The following is a 19,780-nucleotide window of genomic DNA, read 5'->3' as shown; positions in this document are numbered from 1 at the left end:
ATTCGCCGCCAGGGACGCATCCATGCAAACCACCGAATCTACGGCTGCTGAGTTGCCCGAGCAAGACCTCGGCCCGCTGGCCTGGGTGCTTGACGAGCTGCGCAAGACGCTGGATACCGCGGTCAAAGCCCTCAAGCGCTTTGTGCGCGAATCTGATGCCGCCCAGGGCGCAGGTTTTGCTGTGCCGGATACCAGCCACCTGCGCACCGCCTCGCAGCAGTTGCACCTGACCGTAGGTGCGCTGGAAATGGTCGGCATGACAGCGCCCTCGCTGGTGCTGCGCGCCATGGAGGCTGCCGTCAACAAGTTTGTCGATAACCCCAGCCTGTGTGTAGAAGAGTCGGTAGGCAAGATTGAGCGTGCCAGTTTTGCGCTGGTCGACTATCTGGAAGGCGTGCTGGCCAGCAAGCCGGTATCGTCGGTCGGGTTGTTTCCGCAGTACCGCGAGGCACAGCTGCTGGCGGGCGTGAGCCAGATCCATCCGGCCGATCTGTGGCCGATGGAAGTGCGCTGGCGCGAGGTGGCGGCCGCTGTACCCGTGGCTCCGCTGGCCTATGCGCCGGCGTTGCGTGCGCGTCTGGACCAGTGCGTGCTCAAGGTCGTCAAGACCGGTGATCCGGTGGCGTCCCAGGAGCTGGTGGCGACCTGTCTGGGGTTTGCCGCCGGCCAGCAGCGCCAGCCCGAGCGGGCGTTCTGGACCATTGCAGCAGCCTATTTTGAAGCCCTGTCTATGGGGCTGTTCCCGCCGGACGTGTATTCCAAGCGCATTGCGTCACGGGTGCTGACCCAGTACGCGACGCTGGCCAAGGGTGACCCTACGGTGGCCACCCGCTTGGCGCAGGACATGCTGTTCTTCTGTGCCCAGGCCGTGCCCACACAGTTTGCGGACGCGCCGACTTTGGCCGCGGTGCGCCAGGCTTATGGCTTGCAGCGGCATGCGCCCATCGATTACGAGGTGCGCCAGTTTGGCCGCTTTGACCCGGCGCTGCTGGCGCAGGCCCGCAAGCGCCTGGCAGCGGCCGCCGAGACCTGGTCGGCGCTGGCTGGCGGTGATACCCACCGTTTCAAACCGGCACTCGACCAGTTCAACATGGTCGGCGAATCGCTGACCAAATTGCATTCCGGCAGTGCCGTATTGGCGCAGGCCTTGTGCGAAGCGGTGGAAAGCACAGTGCGTTCCAAAGCCCCACCGTCGGCAGCACTAGGCATGGAGGTGGCTACCTCGGTGCTCTACCTGGAGGCCGCGTTTGAAGAGCTGGACCAGGCCGATGCCCAACTGGAAGAGCGGGCCAAGTTGTTGGCCGAGCGTTTGATCGGTGTGGAGCGTGGCGGTCAGCCCGAGCCGCTGGCTCCCTGGATGGAGGAGCTGTACCACCGCGTGAGCGACCGCCAAACCATGGGCAGTGTGGTCGATGAGCTGCGCAGCACCTTGGGCGAGGTCGAGCAGTCGCTGGACCAGTTCTTCCGCACGCCGCGTGAGAAAGTGCCCTTGGCCAAGGTGACCAACCAGCTGTCGCAAATGCGTGGCGTGCTGTCGGTGCTGGGTCTGGACCAGGCGTCCTATGCGGTCATGCGCATGCGCGAAACCGTCGATGGCTATATGTCCGATGACTTGGCCGATGAGGCAGAGCGCGCCGCCAGTTTCGACCGGCTGGGCAACAGCCTGGGAGCACTAGGCTTCATGATCGACATGCTGGGTTACCAGCGGGCTTTGGCCAAAAAACTGTTTATCTACGACGAAGACGCTGGCGAGTTCAAGCTGGTGATGGGCCGCAGCACAGTCCCGGTGCAGGATTCGGTCCAGGCACCGTTCCTGGATTCGCTGGTCGAGCGCGCGATGCAGGAATCGGCCACCGTGCCGATGCCCTTGCCGGAAGCCCTCTCAGAACCATTTCCCTCGCTGGATCTGCCCTTGGCAGTGGATTTCGAGCCCGAAACGGCCCTGCTGCCCGAGTCGGATTTTGCCGCCGAGCTGCCGTCGCTGGATCTGCCCGAATCTTTGCCCGAACCCGAGCCGGTCGTGGTCGACGATCTGGCGCCCTTGTCGGTGATGGTCGCGCCCGAGCCTTTGCCCGAGCTCACCATGTCGGTGGATGAACCGGGCCTGGGCCATATCACCGAAGTCACCGGTGAAGCGCTGGATGAAGCCGAATTGGCCAAACTGCTCGATGTGGTGCCTGCCCCGACAGTAGCCGCGGCCGAAGCTGCCGCAGAGGACGATGACGCCGAGTTGCGCGACATCTTCCTCGATGAAGCGCGCGAAGTCGTGCAGAGTGGCCTGGAAGCCGTTGGCGATTTGCGCGTCACCCCTGCAGACATGGGCCCGCAAACCACATTGCGCCGGGCTTTCCACACCCTCAAGGGCAGCTCCCGCATGGTTGGCTTGTCGGAATTTGGCGAAGCCAGCTGGGCTATGGAGCAGTTGGTCAATGGCTGGTTGGCCGAGCAGGTACCGGCCAGCTCGGAGTTGCTGGACCTGTCTACCGATGCCTTGCAGGCTTTTGGCCGTTGGGTTGAAGACATTGCCGCGGGTAGCGCCGACAGCTGGCGCGCCCAGCCGTTCCGCGCTTCGGCCGATGCCTTGCGTTTGGAGTTGCGCAGTGAGCCTTTGCGGTTGGTTCCAGATCAGCCCGAATTGCTGGATGTGCAACCTGCACCCGTTGAAGTTGAACCCGAGCCTATCGCTTTGCTGGATGCGGAAGTGGTCGCTCCGGAGCTGCTTGCTGTTCCAGAAGAGATTGAACCGCTGCCCGAGCCATTCGAGTCCATAGACTTGCCTGAGGTGCCTGAGGTGCCTGAGGTGCCTGAGGTGCCTGAGGTGCCTGAGCCAGTGCAAGCCGAGTTGTCGCCCGAGCCATCGTTGGACACCCCGGAGTCGCCAGAGGCTGCAGCGCCGGCCGTTTTGCCCGTGCCCGAAACCGACGACACTACCAAGGTGATCGGTACGCTGCGCATGGGTATACCGCTGTACAACGTCTACCTCAACGAAGCCGACGAATGGTCGCGGCGCCTGCTGACCGAGATCAGCGAGTGGTCGCTGGAGCTGCACCAGCCGCTGCCGGACTCCACCGTCGCGCTCGCGCATTCGCTGTCGGGTAGCTCGGCCACGGTCGGCTTCCAGGCCTTGTCGCAAATGGCGCGGGCCCTGGAAACCGCGCTTGAACATGTGCAGCTGCTCAGCCATGGCACGGCACAGCATGCGCAAATCTTCACCGATGCGGCCGAAGACATCCGCCGCCTGCTGCACCAGTTTGCGGCTGGTTTCCTGAAGGACGCCAACCCGGTGGTGCTGCAGGCCCTGCGCGACCTGCTGGAAGCCGAACCTGCTGCGCCGCTGCCGGCAGTGGAAGAAGAGCCTGCGGCCGAGCTGGACGATGCCGCCGCGCTTGCTTTCTTCGATGCGCCCGAACCAGAAGTACCCGCCGAGCTGGATGTGCAAGTCGCCGAACCCGTCGCGGCTCCAGAGCCAGTGGCTGCGGTGGCCGAGGAAGTGATTCCGGCGCTGCACACGGCCATGCCGCCGCCGTCGGACTTCGACGATGAAATGGATGTCGTGGACGTGATCGATGCCGATCTGTTCCCGATTTTTGAAGAAGAAGCCGCCGAGCTGCTGCCCCAGTTGGGCGGAGCGTTGCGCCAGTGGTGGGCCCGTCCCGACAATATGGGCGCCCGCAACGAGGTGCTGCGCGCGCTGCACACACTCAAAGGCAGTGCCCGTTTGGCCGGTGCATTGCGCCTGGGCGAGCTGGCCCACCGGCTGGAAACCGAGATCGAACATCTGGGTTCCGAGTCATTGCAGTCGGCCCAGATCGAGCCGCTGCTGTCGCATTTCGATGCTTTGCAGGCCGATCTTGATGGCCTGCGACATGCCCATGTGCGGGCTCCGAACGAGGTTGTCGCTCTGCCGGTACCGGCCAAGCCCGAAGCTAAGTCCGATTCCGGCACGGTCGTGCCATTGCCTACGCCGTCTGTGCCCGAGACTCCAGCCATGCCGGCGCCGCGCCAGCTGACCCAGCAATCTGTGCGCGTGCGCTCCCAACTGCTCGACCGGCTGGTCAACCAGGCGGGCGAGGTGATCATCACACGTACCCGGCTGGAAGCGCGGCTGAACCAGCTGCGCAGTTCGCTCGGGGATTTGACCGGCAACCTGGAACGTATGCGCACCCATTTGCGCGACATCGAGGTGCAGGCCGAATCGCAGATGCAATCCCGTCTGGCCCTGGTCAAGGACACGGCGCAAGGCTTCGACCCGCTGGAATTTGACCGCTTCACCCGTGTCCAGGAACTGACCCGCATGATGGCCGAGTCGGTCAACGACGTGGCCACCGTGCAGCGCAATCTGCAGCGCACGATTGAAGGTACCGAAGACGACCTGGTCAACCAGGCGCGCCAGGCGCGCGAGCTGCAGCGTGACCTGCTGCGCACCCGTATGGTCGAGTTCGAGGGCATTGCCGAGCGCTTGTACGCGGTGGTGCGCCAGGCTTCCAAAGACACGGGTAAACAGATCAAGCTGGACATCATCGGTGGATCCATCGAAATGGACCGCGGCGTGCTGGACCGCATGGCTCCGGCCTTTGAGCACTTGCTGCGCAATGCCGTGGCCCACGGCATCGAGGTGTCGGCCGTGCGTACCGCTGCCGGCAAGCCCGCGGCGGGCACGATCACGGTGGAACTGCACCACGAAGGCAATGACATCTCGGTGCGCTTTGCCGACGACGGTGCAGGCCTGGACATGGGCCGTATCCGCCAGAAGGCGGTCGCCCAGGGCCTGGTGTCGGCCGACCAAGAGATGGATGCGTCGACGGTGGCCGAGCTGATCTTTCTGCCTGGGTTCTCCACGGCAGCCCAGGTGACCGAGCTGGCCGGTCGCGGTATCGGCATGGATGTGGTGCGCGCCGAAGTGCTGGCGCTCGGCGGGCGGATCGAAACCTCCAGCCAGCCCGGCCAGGGCACGCAGTTCAAGCTGGTGCTGCCGCTGACCACCGCGGTGACCCAGGTGGTGATGCTGCGTGCCGGGGCCTTGTCCATCGGCGTACCCGCCAACGTGATCGAAGTAGTGCGCCGCATGCCGCAGGCCGAACTGGCACAGGCCTACAAGAGCCATGTGGTCGAGTTCGACGGCGAATCGGTGCCGTTTTTCTGGTCGGGGGCTTTGCTGCAGGTATCGCAGCGCAGCACCGAGCCAGCATCCAAGAACAGCGCGGTGGTGATCTTCCGCAGCGCGGCGCAGCGCCTGGCCTTGCATGTGGACGAGGTGCTGGGTAACCAGGAAGTGGTGGTCAAGAACCTCGGGCCGCAGCTGTCGCGCCTGCCCGGTTTGTCCGGCATGTCGGTGCTGGCATCGGGTGCGGTGGTGTTGATCTACAACCCGGTGGCCTTGTCGTCGGTGTACGGTGTGCAGGCCCGGCAATGGCAGGATGGCACCGGCAACGTGGCTCCCCTGGTCGCGGCCGCGCAGCAAACCCCGCTGGTGCTGGTGGTCGACGATTCGATCACCGTGCGCCGCGTCACCCAGCGCCTGCTGCAGCGCGAAGGCTACCGCGTGACCCTGGCCAACGACGGCCTGCAAGCACTGGAACGGCTGCGCGACGAGACGCCGGCGCTGGTGCTGTCGGACATCGAAATGCCGCGCATGGACGGCTTCGACCTGGCGCGCAATATCCGCAGCGATGCGGTGTTCAAGGACTTGCCGATCATCATGATCACCTCGCGCATGGCCGAGAAACACCGTGAACACGCGCAGGCACTGGGCGTGAACCACTATCTGGGTAAGCCTTATCCGGAAGAAGAGCTGCTCAGCCTGGTGCGCCGTTACACCGCCAAAACTGAGGATATTTTAGGTCTCTAGCGCAGTATCTACCAGTGCTGGCAGCTATTTAATTAATAGCACTAAGCGTCGGGTAGTGCATGGGGCTTTTTGACCACGGCGTAGCGCAGCAGGGTGCGTGTGCGTGCCGCGTCGTGCGCCACTATGGGCTGCGGATAGGTTTTGCCCAGCACCACTTCGGCCGCCTGCAATTCCATCGGTTTGGCGGTCCAGGGCGCGTGGATGGCGGCATTCGACAGCTTGGCCAGCTGCGGCAGGTAGCGGCGGATGAACTTGCCCTCGGGGTCGAACTTCTCGCTCTGGCTGGTCGGGTTGAAGATGCGGAAGTAGGGCTGGGCATCGCAGCCGCTGGAGCTGGCCCACTGCCAGCCGCCGTTGTTCGATGCCAGGTCAAAGTCGTTCAGGTGCTCGGCAAAATAAGCCTCTCCCCAGCGCCAGTCCAGCCCCAAGTCCTTCACCAGAAAGCTCGCTACTACCATGCGCAGGCGGTTGTGCATGTAGCCGGTCTGGTTGATCTGGGCCATGGCTGCATCCACCAGCGGGTAGCCGGTCTGGCCCTGGCACCACGCCTCAAACAAGGCCTTGGCCGGCTTCCCATGCTGCCAGGCAATCTGGTCGTATTCGGGCTTGAAAGCGCCCTGGGCTACATGCGGGAAGTTGCTCAGGATCTGCACATAGAAGTCGCGCCACACCAGCTCGCTGAGCCAGACGCTGGCGCCCTGGAAGCCCTGCAGGTGCAGCGGGTAGGCCATGGCCGCCAGTTGGCGGATCGACACCGTGCCAAAGCGCAGGTGCACGCCCAGGTAGCTCGGCCCCTTGATGCCGGGGAAATCGCGGGTCGCGTGGTAGTGCTCTATGCGCTCAAAGAACTCTTCCACCAGCTGCTGGCCGCCGCTGGCGCCGGCGGGCAGCTTCAGGCTGGCCAGGTTGGTGGTTTCAAAGCCCAGGTCTTGCAGGCTGGGTACCGGCTGGCGTTCGCACGGTGCGAGGTGGGTAGCGTAGGCAGCTACGGGATAGGACTTCAGGTAGAAGTCGTCCAGCTTTTTCAGCCAGGCGTTTTTGTAGGGGGTGAACACCCCGTAGGGCTTGCCCTGCTGCGTCAGTACTTCCTTGCGCTCGAAGATCACATGGTCTTTGTAGGTGCGCAGCGCCACGCCCATGTGCGCGAGCGCGCCACGTACCACGGCGTCGCGGGCCAGGGCCTGGGGTTCGTCGTCGTGGCTGGCGAACACTGCCTGGGCGTGCAGCGTCTTGGCCAGTGCCGGAATCGCCTGGGCTGCAACCGCGTGCAGCGTGACCAGGCCGGCCGAGGGCTGCAGTGCGCGCAGGGCTGCGTCCAGCTCGACCACCGAGGCCTGGATGAATTCGACCCGGCGGTCGGCGCGCGGCAAGTGGTCCAGAATCTCTTTGTCGAAGACAAAGACGCAATGCACCTGCCGGCAGGTTTTGAGTGCGTGGTACAGCGCCGCGTGGTCGAAGCTGCGCAGGTCGCGCCGGAACCAGACGATGCCGGTGGTGAATTCTGTGTCGGAGGTTTTTGGGGTGGCGCGCGCTAGCATTCCACGATGTTAACGGCCAGCCCGCCGCGCGCGGTTTCCTTGTACTTGGTCATCATGTCGGCGCCGGTTTCGCGCATGGTTTTGATGACTTTGTCCAGGCTCACGAAGTGGCTGCCGTCGCCGTGCAGCGCCATGCGGGCGGCGTTGATGGCCTTTACCGACGCGATGGCGTTGCGCTCTATGCAGGGGATCTGCACCAGGCCGCCCACCGGGTCGCAGGTCAGGCCCAGGTGGTGTTCCATGCCGATCTCGGCGGCGTTCTCCACCTGCTCTGGCGTGCCGCCCATCACTGCGCACAGGGCTGCCGCGGCCATCGAGCAGGCCACGCCGACCTCGCCCTGGCAGCCGACTTCGGCGCCCGAGATGGAGGCGTTTTCCTTGTACAGCATGCCGATGGCGGCAGCGGTCAGCAGGAAGTCAATCACGCCGCTGGGCGTGGCGGTGGCCACAAAGCGCACGTAGTAGTGCAGCACGGCGGGCACGATGCCGGCGGCGCCGTTGGTAGGCGCGGTGACGACCCGGCCACCGGCGGCGTTTTCCTCGTTCACTGCCAGTGCGTAGAGGTTCACCCAGTCCAGCACCTGCAGCGGGTCACGCAGGGCCAGTTCGGGGTTGGCGCAGAGTTTGGTGTACAGGTCGGCCGCCCGGCGTTTGACCTTGAAGCCACCGGGCAGCACGCCCTGGGTGCGGCAGCCGCGCACCACGCAGGCTTGCATCACGGCCCAGATTTTTTGTAGGCCGGCGTCGATTTCGGCATCGCTGCGCCAATGCTGTTCGTTGCGGCGCATCAGTTCGGCAATCGACAGGCCCGCCGTCTTGCACTGCTGCAGCAGTTCGTCACCGCTGTGGAAGGGGTAGGGCAGCACCGTGGTATCGGGCGCCAGCACCTTCTGCTTTTGGCCGTCGGCGGCCACTTCGTCGCTCACCACAAAACCGCCGCCGACCGAGTAGTAGCAGCGGTTTTGCAGCTCGGTGCCGTCTGCATCGAAGGCGATGCAGCGCATGCCGTTCGAATGGAAGGGCAGGGTTTCGCGCCGGTACATGGCCAGGTGGTCTTTTTCCTTGAAGCTGATCGTGTGCTGGCCGCCCAGGCGCAGCTGGCCGCTGCTGCGGATGGCGTCCAGCATGGCGGGGATGGCTTCTACGTCCACGCTCTCGGGGTCGTGGCCTTCCAGGCCCAGCAACACGGCTTTGTCGGTACCGTGGCCCTTGCCGGTGGCTCCTAGGGAGCCATAGAGTTTGACTTCGACCCGCGTGCACCGGCTCAGCAGGCCTTGGTGCGCCAGCCGCTCGGTGAACAGGCGGGCGGCCCGCATCGGGCCTACGGTATGCGAGCTGCTGGGGCCGATACCAATCTTGAAGATGTCGAAAACACTGACGGCCATGGTGGTTGTCTCTTTATTTTTAGCGCTGGGCGGTTTGGTAGTCGGGATGCACGAAGAACGGGGCGTCCGAGCGGGGCAGCGGCGTCTTGCCGCGGATCGCATCGGCCATCTTCTCGGCCAGCATGATGGTAGGCGCATTCAGGTTGCCGCTGATGACATCCGGCATGATGGACGCGTCCACCACCCGCAGGCCCGTCACGCCATGGACCCGGCCGCTGCCGTCGGTCACAGCCATCTCGTCCGTGCCCATGCGGCAGGTGCAGGACGGGTGCAGCGCGCTCTCGCCATGTTCGCGGATATGGGCGTCGATCTCGGCATCGGTCTGCACATGATCCTTGGGCGACACGGCTTCGCCACGGAAGCGGTCAAAGGCTTTTTGCGCAAAGATCTCGCGCGTCAGGCGGATGCCAGCGCGCATTTCTTTGCGGTCCTGCTCGGTCGCCATGTAGTTGAACAGGATGCGCGGCGCCTCCTTGGGGTCGGCGCTCTTCAGCGTCACCGTGCCTCGGCTGGTGGGCCGCATCGGCCCCACATGGGCCTGGAAGCCGTGGAAGCTGGCGGGTGCGCTGCCGTCGTACTGGATTGCCATCGGGAGGAAGTGGTACTGCAGGTCCGGATGCTTGACACCGGCCTCGCTGCGGATGAAGCCGCCCGATTCGAAGTGGTTGGTAGCGCCCAGGCCCGTGCCCTTGAGCATCCATTCCGCGCCTATCTTAACCTTGGCCACCGGGTTCATCGCGCTGTACAAGGTGATCGGTTCCTTGCACTGGTACTGCACATAGGTTTCCAGATGGTCCTGCAGATTCGCGCCCACGCCGCGCAGTGGCGCCACCACGCGTATGCCCAGCTTGCGCAGGTCATCGGGGTTGCCCACGCCGGAGAGTTGCAGCAGCTGCGGCGAGTTGATGGCGCCGCCGCAGAGTATGACTTCACGCTGGGCGCGGATCAGATCGGTGCGGTGGCCGTTGACCACCTCCACCCCGACTGCGCGCGGCGGGCTGGACTCGGGCTCGAACGCCACCCGGGCCACCAGCGCGCGGGTACGCACCTGCAGATTCGGCCGCTTTAGCGCCGGGCGCAAGTAGGCCATGGCCGTGCTCCAGCGTCGGCCCTTGTGCACCGTCATGTCCATAGGCCCCAGGCCCTCCTGGCGGTAGCCGTTCATGTCTTCGGTGCGTGCATAGCCGGCTTGCTGGCCGGCCTCGATGAAGGCGTTGTACAGCGGGTTGATGCAGGCGCCGGTGGAGACGTTCAGCGGGCCGCTGTCGCCGCGGTAGGCGTCGCCGCCCTTGGCCCGGGTTTCGGCCTTGCGGAAGTAGGGCAGGCAGTCGGCATACGACCAGTTTTCCAGACCTTTGTAGCTGGACCAGTTTTCGTAATCCAGCGCATGGCCGCGGATATAGACCATGCCGTTGATCGACGAGGAGCCGCCCAGCACCCGGCCGCGCGGGCAGTACATGGCGCGGTTGTCCATGTAGGGCTCGGGCTCGGAATGGTAGAACCAGTTGTACTTGTCGTTGGCCAGCGGGTAGGCAAAGGCCGAGGGCATGTGGATGAAGATGCTGCGGTCGCCAGGGCCGGCTTCCAGCAGCAGCACGCGCACCTCCGGGTCTTCGGTCAGGCGGTTGGCTAGCACGCAGCCGGCCGAGCCGGCGCCGACGATGATGTAGTCGAAGTTTTCGGTGCCCATGGTTCAGCGGTATCCACAGGCGACTTCGCCCAGTTCCACATACACGGTCTTCAGTTGGGTGTAGTGCTCCAGCGCCACCATGCTGTTCTCATGGCCGATGCCGGACTCGCCCGCGCCGCCAAAGGGGATCTCGATGGGGGTGATGTTGTAGTTGTTGATCCAGCAGATACCGGCCTTGAGCTTGGCGGCCACGCGGTGGCCGCGCGCACCGTCGCGGGTGAACACGCCGGCAGCCAGGCCAAAGCGGGTGGCGTTGGCGCGCTGCACCACTTCGGCCTCGTCGTCGAACACCAGCAGCGCCAATACCGGGCCAAAAATTTCTTCCTGCACGATGGTCATGCCGTCGGTGCAGCCGGCAAAGATGGTGGGTGCGACGAAGTTGCCGTTCTCTCCGCCCGGTACGCTGACCGGCGTGCCGCCGCAGACCAGGGTGGCGCCATCGGCCACGCCGCTGGCCACATAGCCGAGCACCTTGTCGCGGTGAGCAGCTGAGATCAGCGCGCCAACTTCGGTGTCCGGGTCGGTCGGGTCGCCGACGCGCAGCAGCAGGGTGCGTTCCTTGAGCCGGGCCAGGAACTTGTCGGCAATGCCGCGCTGCACAAAGACCCGGGTGCCGTTGGTACAGATCTCGCCCTGGGTGTAGAAGTTGGCCATCATCGCGGCGGTCACCGCCTGCTCGAAGTCGGCGTCGTCGAAGACGATCAGCGGCGACTTGCCGCCGAGTTCCATGGTCACGCGTTTCAGCGTGCCGGCGGCGCTGGCCATGACCCGCTTGCCGGTGGGGATGGAGCCGGTGACCGACACCTTGGCCACGCCCGGATGGGCGGCTAGCAGCGCGCCGGTGGTGCCGCGGCCTTGCAGAACATTGAACACGCCCGGCGGTACGCCGGCTTCCAGGTAGATCTCCGCCAGTTTCACGGCGGTCATCGGCGTGAGTTCCGATGGTTTAAAAATCATAGCGTTCCCCGCAGCAAGGGCGGGCGCAGACTTCCAACACGCTATCTGAACGGGATAGTTCCACGCGCCTATGCCCACGCACACGCCCAGCGGCTCGCGCCGGGTATAGGCAAAGGCGTTTTTCAGCGGGTACTGGGCGCCGGCCAGGGTGGCGGCGGCGCCGGCAAAGTATTCGATGCAGTCGGCACCGCTGGCCACGTCGACCACGCAGGCTTCCTGCCACGGCTTGCCGGTGTCTTGCACCTCGATGGCAGCCAGCTCGTCGTTGCGCTCGCGCAGCAGCTGGGCCGCGCGGTGCAGGATGCGGCCGCGCTCGGTGCCCGTCATGGCCGACCAGATGGCAAAGCCGCGCTCGGCTGCGGCCACGGCGGCGTTGACGTCGGCCTCGGCAGAGTCGTGTACGCCGGCGATGACGGCGCCGGTGGCGGGGTTCAGCGTGGTGAAGCGTTCGCCGCTGCCTTGCACGGGCAGGCCATCGACGAAGCTGGGGATCAGGTGTTCGGTCATAGTTTTTCTTTTAAAGGGCTCGGAGTCAGCGTAGCACCACGGTTTTCATGCCGTTGATGAAGACGCGCCGGTCCAGCACAAAGCGCAGCGCGCGCGACAGTACCAGGCTCTCCACCAGGCGGCCGGCCTGGGACAGGTTTTGCGGCGTATCGGCATGGTCGACGCGCTCGACCGACTGTTCGATGATCGGGCCTTCGTCCAGGTCGGTGGTGGCAAAGTGGGCGGTGGCGCCGATCAGCTTGACGCCACGGTCGTGCGCTTGCTGGTAGGGCTTGCCGCCCTTGAAGCCGGGCAGGAAGGAGTGGTGGATATTGATCACCCGGCCATGCAGTTCATGGCACAGGGTTTCGCTCAGCACTTGCATGTAGCGCGCCAGCACGATGAATTCGGCGTCGGTATCGGCGATCAGCTGCTTGAGCTTGGCTTCCTGTGCAGGCTTGGTGTCGGCCGTGATTGGAATATGGTGAAAGGGAATGCCCTCGGCCTCGGCCAGCGGGGCCAGGTCGGGGTGGTTGGAGACGATGGCCACGATGTCCATCTTCAGTTCGCCACGCCGCCACTGGGCGATCAGCTCGCGCAGGCAGTGGTCGAACTTGGACACCATGACCAGCACCCGGGTCGGCTCCGCCAGGTCGTGCACCTTCCATTGCGCCTGCGGAAAGCCCACGGCTAGCTCGGCAAACGCGCTGCGCAGGGCCTGCACCGAACTGCTGAGGCTGAACACGCTACGCACATAGAAGCGCTCGGTCGTGTGGTCGTCGAACACCGAGAACTGTTCTATGTAGGCGCCGTGCTGGTTCAGCAGGGCGGAGACGGCGGCGACCTGGCCCTGGTCGCTGCCGCAGGCCAGGTTCAGGCAGTAATGGGTGGCTTGGTCTGCAGTCATGGGGGATAAACGCAAAAGTGGGGTAGGGCTGCGCCGCCGCGCAGCTGGGGCGGCTCACCCAGCACCAGGCTGGGCAAGGGCGGAAGTCAGCTTACTTGAGGGCGGCGGTCACGGCGGGCAGGCCTTCTTGGCCGGCAAAGGTTTTCACGCCTTTGAGCCAGCCGTCCAGCACGCCGGGGTTCTTCTTCAGGTAGGCCTTGGCCGCATCGTTGGGCTTGGCCTTGTCCAGAATGGCCAGCATCACGGTGTTTTCGATCTCGGTGGTGAACTGCAGGTTCTTCAGCAGCGCTGCGACGTTGGGGCAGCGGGCTTCGTAGCTGGGGGGCACGGCGGTGAAGACCTTGGCTTCACCCAGATTGGGGCCGAACACCGCGTCGCCACCTTCCAGGTACTTCATCTTCACTTGCACGTTCATGGGATGTGGTTCCCAGCCCAGGAAGACGATGGCCTTGTTGCCACGGGCCGCGCGCTGCACTTCGGCCAGCATGCCGGCTTCCGACGATTCGACCATCTTGAAGTCCTTGAGGCCGAACTCGTTCTTGTCGATCATGCCCTTGATCAGCGCATTGCCGTCGTTGCCGGGCTCGATTCCGTAGAGCTTGCCGTCCAGCTCTTTCTGGAACTTGGCAATGTCGTTGAAGGTTTTCAGGCCCTTGTCGTACAGGTAGGCGGGCACGGCCAGGGTGTACTTGGCGCCGACCAGATTCGGTTGGTCCAGCACCTTGATCTGGCCAGCCTTGACGAAGGGTTCGATGATGGGCGTCATGCTGGGGTTCCAGTAGCCCAGGAAGGCGTCGATCTGCTTGGACTTGATGCCGGCAAAGGTGATGGGCACCGAGGCGATGGTCACTGTGGGCTTGTAGCCCAGGCCTTCGAGCACCACCGAGGCCAGGCCGGTGGTGGCGGCAATGTCGCTCCAGCCCACGTCGGCAAAGCGCACGGTTTTACAGCTGGCCGGCTCGGCAGCCTGGGCGACGGGAGCGCAGACGGATACCAGGGCGGAGGCGAGACCGAGGAAAGCAAGTTTCAATTTCATGACCAGATCCTTGAAGAGAGGAGATTGCACCGAGCTAAGACACCCTCGCACTTTCACAGGTTGACGCGCCGGAACTTGGCTAAGAACGACGCGGAGTTGTCCCAGGGCGGCAGTGTTGCAGGCAGGGTAAAAAATACAGTGTCCAATAGGCCGCCCGCGCATATTCCGTAAGCGCAAGCAGCTATATTTTGAGTAGCTAACAATGGCGTGAATGCTGGGGCTGCTATGTGAGCGCCAGCCGCGCCGCGGGAAACCCTGCTCAGGCTGCCCGCATCACCGGGCCGGTGTGTTCCTGCCAGGCTGGGGCCGGCACAGGCGCGCGCGGCTTGGCGGTGCCTGCATGGCGCCGGCGTTCCTCGCTGGGCGAGTGGCCAAACAGGCTGCGGTAGGCCTTGCAGAAATGCGACGACGACTGGAAGCCGCAGGCCACGGTGACCTGCATGATGGGCATGCTGCTGTGGGTCAGCAGCTCCTGGGCTCGGCGCAGGCGCAGGTTCATGTAGTACTGCGCGGGGTTCATGCTGAAGTAGCGGTGGAACAGGCGCTCCAGCTGGCGCAGCGACAGGGCAATCGCGTTCGCCAGCTCGGCCAGCGGCAGCGGCTCCTCGATGTTGGCGGCCATGATTTCGGCGGCCTCGGTCAGATGCTGGTAGCCCGGGCCTATGCATTCGGGCTGGGGGATGCGCTGGCGGTCGTTGCTGGCGCGCAGCCGCTCGACGATGAACTGCTCCGAGATATCCATCACCAGTTTGGCGCCAAAGCGGGCCCGGATCAGGTGCAGCATCAGGTGCAGCGGCGCGGTGCCGCCCGAGCAGGTGATGCGGTCACGGTCGAGGATGAAGACCTCGGTGGAGAACTTCACCTTGGGGAATTCTTCGCTGATGGCGGCCAGGTTTTCCCAGTGGATGGCGCAGCGGTAGCCGTCGAGCAGGCCGGCGCTGGCCAGTGCAAAAGAGCCGGTGCACAGCGCGCCGATGGTGGCGCCCGCGGCGGCGCACTGGCGCAGCAGCTGGCGCACCGCGTCGTCGGTGTTGTTGCGGATGTTGACGCCACCGCAGACGAAGACCGTGTCGCAGTCCGCCAGGCTGGCTGCGTCGCCGGTGGAACCTACGGCCAGGCCGTTGCTGGCCCTGATTGCGGTCTGGTCGGGGCTGACGACGGTCCAGCGGTACAGCGGCTGGCGGCTGATGTAGTTGGCCATGCGCAGTGTTTCCACGGCGTTGGCAAAGGCGATCATCGAGTAGTCGGGCAGCAGGATGAAGCCGATGTGGGTCGTGCCCGTCTTGCCCGAGGCGTCGTTTGCACCATAGGCTGCGGCCGGGGCAGAGGCTGCAGACGGGGGTGATGCAAGTGGGGTGCGTGGCACGTGGGGCGCTCCTAAGTCTCGGCTTTTGTTCAGCTTTCGCGGCTCTTACGCGCCACGCCAAAGCTCTCTGTCAGGCGGTCCAAGATGATAGCCAGCAAGACCACGGCCAGACCACTCTCAAACCCTAGGCCGATGTCCAGGCGCTGGATGCTGGCCAACACATCGTTGCCCAGCCCACCCGCGCCCACCATGGACGCGATGATGACCATGGACAGCGCCATCATGATGGTCTGGTTGACCCCGGCCATGATGGTTGGCATGGCGATGGGCAGCTGGACCTTGAACAGCAGCTGGGTCGAGGTGCAGCCAAAGGCGTTGCCGGCTTCCACCTGTTCGGAGCTGACCTGGCGGATGCCCAGGCTGGTCAGGCGTACCACCGGTGGCATGGCGAAGATGACGGTCGCAATCGTGCCGGGCACGCGGCCCAGACCAAACAGCATGGCTGCCGGGATCAGGTACACAAAAGCGGGCATGGTTTGCATGAAGTCGAGTACGGGCCGCACACTGGCGTTGATATGGTTGTTGCGGGCACACCAGATGCCCAGGGGGATGCCAAAAATCAGGCTGATGATGGTGGCTGACAAGGTCAGTGCCAGGGTCACCATGGTTTGCGGCCAGAATCCTGTCACCACAATCAGCATCAGAGCCAAAGCAACAAACACGCCAAAGCCCCAGCTGAGCCGGCGGATCCCCACCACGGTAGCGACCAGGATCACCAGCCAGAACGGTATGGCCAGCATGCCTTGTTCGATGGACTGGGCGAACCCTTCCACCACCACGCCGATGGAGTCGAACACAGTGGCGCCGTTGTCCAGCAGGCTTTTGACCCCGGCGTTGACCCACTTGCCCAAGGGCAGCATATTGCGGGAGGCTTCGGTGACTTGGGTGAGCAGATCAGACATGGCGGGCTTCCTGGGACATTTTGGCAAGCAGGCTGCGGGCAGAGATACAGCCAAGGCATTGGTCGGTAGCGTCGAACACGCCGACCGGCTGGTCTATGCCCAGCACGATCTTCATGGCTTCGGGCAGGGTGGTGGACCAGGGCAGGCGCGGGCCGCCGTTGTAGGAGTGGCCGTTCAGCCCCGGATCCAGCAGGTCGGCCGCCGTGAGGTAGCGCGAGGTGTCCACCCCTTCAAAGAAGCGGCGCACATAGTCGTTGGCGGGCTGGGTGATGATCTGGTGCGCCGTGCCCTCCTGCACCAGGTTGCCGCCTTCCATGATGGCGATGCGGGTGCCGATGCGCAGGGCTTCTTCGAGGTCGTGCGAGACAAACAGTACGGTGCGCTGCTGCTCGCGCTGCAGGTCCAGCATCAGGCCCTGCATTTCCACGCGCTTCAGCGGATCTAACGCCGAAAAGGCTTCATCCATCAGCAAAATGTCGGGATCTACCGCCAAAGCCCGGGCTAGACCCACGCGCTGCTGCATGCCGCCCGACAGCTGAGATGGGTATTTGGCAGCATAGGTCTGCAGGCCGACCTGGCGGAGCACCTCCATGGCGCGGTCTTCGCGTGCTTTGCGCGGTGTTCCTGCCATTTCGAGGCCGAAGGCTGCGTTATCCAGCACGTTGCGGTGCGGCATGAGGGCGAACGACTGGAACACCATGGCTACCCGCTTGCGCCGCCACTTGACCAGTTCGGGCTGGGGCAGCTTGGCGATGTCTTCGCCATCGATGTTGATAGAGCCAGAGGAGGGCTCCACCAGGCGGTTGATCAGGCGGATCAAGGTGGACTTGCCCGAGCCGGACAAGCCCATCAGCACATAGATTTCACCCGCGGCTACGTCGAAGCTCACCTTGTTGACCCCGACCACATGGCCGGTTTTGGCAAAAACCTCGTCTTTGCTGCGGCCTTCAGACAGCATTTTGAGGGCGGGATCGATATTGCTGCCGAATATCTTGTACAGATTTCTGACGCTGATTTTGGGATTGGTCATCGCGGGTCTCCGGGAATATGGAATCAACAACTGCACGCAGTGGTATTTATTATTAGCAAGCGGCGTGCCATTATTTTCTGGTGTATTTTGATTTAAACCATAGGGTCAATCCATAGGTTTTGATTGAAATTTTTATGGTTGCACCAGAATGGCGCTGTATATTAAAAATAAGCCGCCTGGAATATCTTTGCAATCTTGAAAATGCACGCTTTTGGCCTTAGCGCTCCATCACAATGTCGCTCAAAGGCTTGCTGCAGCAAGGTAAAAACCAGCCTTGGTCGATTTCGCGCTGGCGAATGCCGCCTGCATGTTTCATTTCAACCTGGCCAGATATTTTTTTGGTTTTGCAGGTGCCACACGCGCCGCTACTGCAAGACGATGGCAGGCGTATACCGGCTGCGATAGCTGATTTCAAAATGGTTTGGTCTGTAGGGCAAGTAAATGCCTTGCCCATTTTTTGTAATTGAATGTTAAATGCGGGAATAGTATCGCTATTGGATGAATTCGTATTATCTGATTCGACTACTTCTTGGGTCGCCAGCGATTCAAAAGAGAAACTTTCTTCGCGGTAGCGCTGCATCTCAAACCCGGCGCCAGACAGCAAGCCCCGCACTGCGCCCATGAACGGTGCCGGGCCGCAGGTGTAGACATCGCGCTGCAGAAAATCGGGAGCGATATGCGCGAGGCGGGCGGCGTCGAGTCGACCCAGGTGGCCGGCGTAGGCGCTGCCCGGTGTGTGCTGTTCGCACACCATGGCCAGCCGCAGGTTTGCCATATTGCGCGCCATCATGGTGAGTTCTTCGGGGAACAGCACGTCGGCAGGGGTGCGCGCGCAGTGCACGAACACGATGTCTGCGTCGCTGCCCAGGTCGTGCAGCGCGCGGGTCATGGACATCAGTGGCGTCACGCCGCTGCCACCCGACAGGAACAGGTAGCGCTGGGCCGGCGCCTTGAAGCAGCTAAACTCGCCCGACGGCCCCATCGCGCCCAATTCCATGCCGACGCGCACGTTATCGTGCAGCCAGTTGGACACCACGCCACCCGGCACCCGCTTGACGGTGATGCTCACCAGGTCGGGGCGGGTCGGTGTGCTGGAGAGGGTGTAGCAGCGGTTGATCTTCTTGTCGCCAATCTCCAGCTCCAGGGTGATGAACTGGCCCGGCAGGTAGCGGAAGTTGCGCGGACCGTTGGCCGCCAGCACGAAGGTTTTGACATCGTGGGTTTCCTGGCGGATATGCACGCAGCGCAGGGTTTCATCCTGGTCGGCCGACCAGGGGGGCGACACCGGGGCTGCGAAGTCGGGAGCGTAGAAGGAGGTAGACATGGGCAGGTGCGCAGCGGGCAGATTACGGGTGGTTGGTAGGCGCTTACTTGGTCAGTTCGCTCAGGCGGTTCACGTACCAGTTGCAAAACTTCTCCACCAGGCCTTCGGTGAACGGCGAGTACGGGCCTGGCTCGTAGGCGCCGGTGGCGATGCCGATCTGCGACTCTTCGACCAGGCGGCGGTCCTGGTCGTTGGTGGCGTTCCACACGGCGGTCAGGTTTTCCTTGGTGTAGTCCACGCCCTCGACCGCGTCCTTGTGCACGCACCAGGTGGTGCGCACCAGGGTCTTGGTGGCCGAGATCGGCAGCACGGTGAAGCTGACAATGTGGTCGCTCATGAAGTGGTGCCAGGAGTTCGGTTGGGTCCAGAAAGACAGTCCGCCGAGCGCCGGATCTACGAAGTCTGCTAGCAATTTCTTGGAAGCCACCTCGGCATTCATGGTTTGCGACTGGCCCGAGCGGTCGATCGGCAGGCGCTGGGTGCGGAAGCCGGTGATGCGGTCGTCCAGGGTGTCGATCTCGGCCGAGGGCAGGCCCATGCCTTCCCAGCGCTCGTGGTTGGCGGCCATGATGTCCTGGAAGCGCTGCAGTTCGTCCTTGTTGTGCTCGTCGGGCTGGTAGCCGAAGCCGTATTCGTACAGCGAGATGGTCAGCTCGGGATGGTTGCTCACGCAGTGGTAGCACTCGCGGTTGTTCTCCATGGTGAGCTTCCAGTTGCAGTCTTCGACGATGTCGATCTGGGCCGCCACCTTGCAGTCTTGCAGCCGGTGCGGGGCCAGGTAGGGCGTCATCTCGGTCACCATTTGCTCGAAATCTTCGGGCGGGTTCTTGGCCAGGCAGATGAAGATCAGGCCGGCCAGGCTGCGCACGTGCACCGGTTTCAGGCCCAGACCTTTGGGGTTGAAGTCGTCGCCCATGTGTTTGGCATGGATCAACTGGCCGCTCAGGTCGTAGGTCCACTGGTGGTAAGGGCAGACGATGTTGCCCACCACGCCTTGCTGGGTGGCGCACAGGCGCGAACCGCGGTGCCGGCAGACGTTGTGGAAGGCCTTGATCTGCATGTCGTCGTCGCGCACGATCAGGATCGAGTTCTTGCCGAAGTCCACGGTGATGTAGTCGCCGGCTTCGGGCACTTGCGGCTCTACCGCAACGAAGATCCAGTGCTTGCCGAAGATGTGTTCCATATCGGCCTGCAGCAAGGTGTCGCTGAGGTAGAACGGTGCCTCCAGGCTGTAGCCGGGGCGGCGGCGCGCCAGCAACTCACGGGTTAGCAGGGTCTGCGCAGAAATGGGGTTGGTCATGGTGGCGTCTC

The 19,780-nt window shown here is 63.6% G+C and carries 12 protein-coding genes; 1 reads left to right on the top strand and 11 read right to left on the bottom strand.

The window, feature by feature from the left end; translation table 11 throughout:
* Nucleotides 1–22 precede the first annotated feature (22 nt).
* Nucleotides 23–5,848, top strand: coding sequence for a hybrid sensor histidine kinase/response regulator (locus tag BLT66_RS17635; protein ID WP_092759913.1), 5,826 nt, complete (start codon nucleotides 23–25; stop codon nucleotides 5,846–5,848).
* Between the two features lie 41 nt (nucleotides 5,849–5,889).
* Here the strand turns inward: BLT66_RS17635 and BLT66_RS17630 are convergent, their stop codons facing one another.
* From BLT66_RS17630 to BLT66_RS17580, 11 genes are all read right to left on the bottom strand, one after another.
* On the bottom strand, nucleotides 5,890–7,386 hold the full coding sequence (locus BLT66_RS17630; RefSeq protein WP_092759513.1) for a cryptochrome/photolyase family protein: 1,497 nt from the start codon (nucleotides 7,384–7,386) through the stop codon (nucleotides 5,890–5,892).
* Complete coding sequence (locus BLT66_RS17625; RefSeq protein WP_092759511.1) at nucleotides 7,380–8,771, bottom strand: L-serine ammonia-lyase; 1,392 nt, start codon at nucleotides 8,769–8,771, stop codon at nucleotides 7,380–7,382. The genes BLT66_RS17630 and BLT66_RS17625 overlap by 7 nt, the downstream gene beginning before the upstream one ends.
* Before the next feature lie 19 nt (nucleotides 8,772–8,790).
* On the bottom strand, nucleotides 8,791–10,461 hold the full coding sequence (gene betA / locus BLT66_RS17620; RefSeq protein ID WP_092759509.1) for a choline dehydrogenase: 1,671 nt from the start codon (nucleotides 10,459–10,461) through the stop codon (nucleotides 8,791–8,793).
* Between the two features lie 3 nt (nucleotides 10,462–10,464).
* The gene (gene betB / locus BLT66_RS17615; protein ID WP_092759507.1) at nucleotides 10,465–11,925 is read right to left on the bottom strand and encodes a betaine-aldehyde dehydrogenase; all 1,461 of its coding nucleotides are present in this window, start codon (nucleotides 11,923–11,925) and stop codon (nucleotides 10,465–10,467) included.
* A gap of 25 nt (nucleotides 11,926–11,950) precedes the next feature.
* On the bottom strand, nucleotides 11,951–12,811 hold the full coding sequence (gene purU / locus BLT66_RS17610; RefSeq protein ID WP_092759505.1) for a formyltetrahydrofolate deformylase: 861 nt from the start codon (nucleotides 12,809–12,811) through the stop codon (nucleotides 11,951–11,953).
* A gap of 91 nt (nucleotides 12,812–12,902) precedes the next feature.
* Nucleotides 12,903–13,847 carry a choline ABC transporter substrate-binding protein gene (locus BLT66_RS17605; RefSeq protein ID WP_092759503.1) on the bottom strand — a complete coding sequence of 315 codons (945 nt, stop codon included), beginning with the start codon at nucleotides 13,845–13,847 and terminating at the stop codon, nucleotides 12,903–12,905.
* Nucleotides 13,848–14,106: 259 nt separating this feature from the next.
* Nucleotides 14,107–15,213, bottom strand: a complete 1,107-nt coding sequence (locus BLT66_RS17600; RefSeq protein ID WP_255406975.1) for a GlxA family transcriptional regulator — start codon at nucleotides 15,211–15,213, stop codon at nucleotides 14,107–14,109.
* A gap of 29 nt (nucleotides 15,214–15,242) precedes the next feature.
* Entirely contained in the window at nucleotides 15,243–16,073 is an 831-nt protein-coding gene (locus tag BLT66_RS17595; RefSeq protein WP_369821616.1) for an ABC transporter permease, read from the bottom strand.
* A gap of 34 nt (nucleotides 16,074–16,107) precedes the next feature.
* The gene (locus BLT66_RS17590; protein ID WP_092759499.1) at nucleotides 16,108–17,145 is read right to left on the bottom strand and encodes a quaternary amine ABC transporter ATP-binding protein; all 1,038 of its coding nucleotides are present in this window, start codon (nucleotides 17,143–17,145) and stop codon (nucleotides 16,108–16,110) included.
* A 217-nt stretch (nucleotides 17,146–17,362) separates the two neighbouring features.
* Nucleotides 17,363–18,469: an FAD-binding oxidoreductase gene (locus BLT66_RS17585; RefSeq protein WP_092759497.1), complete on the bottom strand. Its 1,107-nt coding sequence runs from the start codon at nucleotides 18,467–18,469 to the stop codon at nucleotides 17,363–17,365.
* A gap of 43 nt (nucleotides 18,470–18,512) precedes the next feature.
* A complete protein-coding gene (locus BLT66_RS17580) occupies nucleotides 18,513–19,769 on the bottom strand; it encodes an aromatic ring-hydroxylating oxygenase subunit alpha (RefSeq protein WP_092759495.1) in 1,257 nt (418 codons plus the stop codon).
* Nucleotides 19,770–19,780: the final 11 nt, after the last annotated feature.

The sequence above is a fragment of the Rhodoferax sp. OV413 genome, from assembly GCF_900104385.1.
In the GTDB taxonomy this organism is placed as follows: Bacteria; Pseudomonadota; Gammaproteobacteria; order Burkholderiales; family Burkholderiaceae_C; genus Rhodoferax_B.
Note: the sequence above shows the minus strand (reverse complement) of the source record. Positions and strands in the feature narration are given on the sequence as shown.

Bases quoted from the DNA above. Each gene is read 5' to 3' on its own strand.
- BLT66_RS17585 (WP_092759497.1), bottom strand. From the start codon at position 18,469: ATGTCTACCTCCTTCTACGCTCCCGACTTCGCAGCCCCGGTGTCGCCC.
- betA (WP_092759509.1), bottom strand. From the start codon at position 10,461: ATGGGCACCGAAAACTTCGACTACATCATCGTCGGCGCCGGCTCGGCC.
- BLT66_RS17580 (WP_092759495.1), bottom strand. From the start codon at position 19,769: ATGACCAACCCCATTTCTGCGCAGACCCTGCTAACCCGTGAGTTGCTG.
- betB (WP_092759507.1), bottom strand. From the start codon at position 11,925: ATGACCGAACACCTGATCCCCAGCTTCGTCGATGGCCTGCCCGTGCAA.
- BLT66_RS17630 (WP_092759513.1), bottom strand. From the start codon at position 7,386: ATGCTAGCGCGCGCCACCCCAAAAACCTCCGACACAGAATTCACCACC.
- BLT66_RS17625 (WP_092759511.1), bottom strand. From the start codon at position 8,771: ATGGCCGTCAGTGTTTTCGACATCTTCAAGATTGGTATCGGCCCCAGC.
- BLT66_RS17590 (WP_092759499.1), bottom strand. From the start codon at position 17,145: ATGACCAATCCCAAAATCAGCGTCAGAAATCTGTACAAGATATTCGGC.
- BLT66_RS17635 (WP_092759913.1), top strand. From the start codon at position 23: ATGCAAACCACCGAATCTACGGCTGCTGAGTTGCCCGAGCAAGACCTC.
- purU (WP_092759505.1), bottom strand. From the start codon at position 12,811: ATGACTGCAGACCAAGCCACCCATTACTGCCTGAACCTGGCCTGCGGC.
- BLT66_RS17595 (WP_369821616.1), bottom strand. From the start codon at position 16,073: ATGCTGCCCTTGGGCAAGTGGGTCAACGCCGGGGTCAAAAGCCTGCTG.
- BLT66_RS17605 (WP_092759503.1), bottom strand. From the start codon at position 13,847: ATGAAATTGAAACTTGCTTTCCTCGGTCTCGCCTCCGCCCTGGTATCC.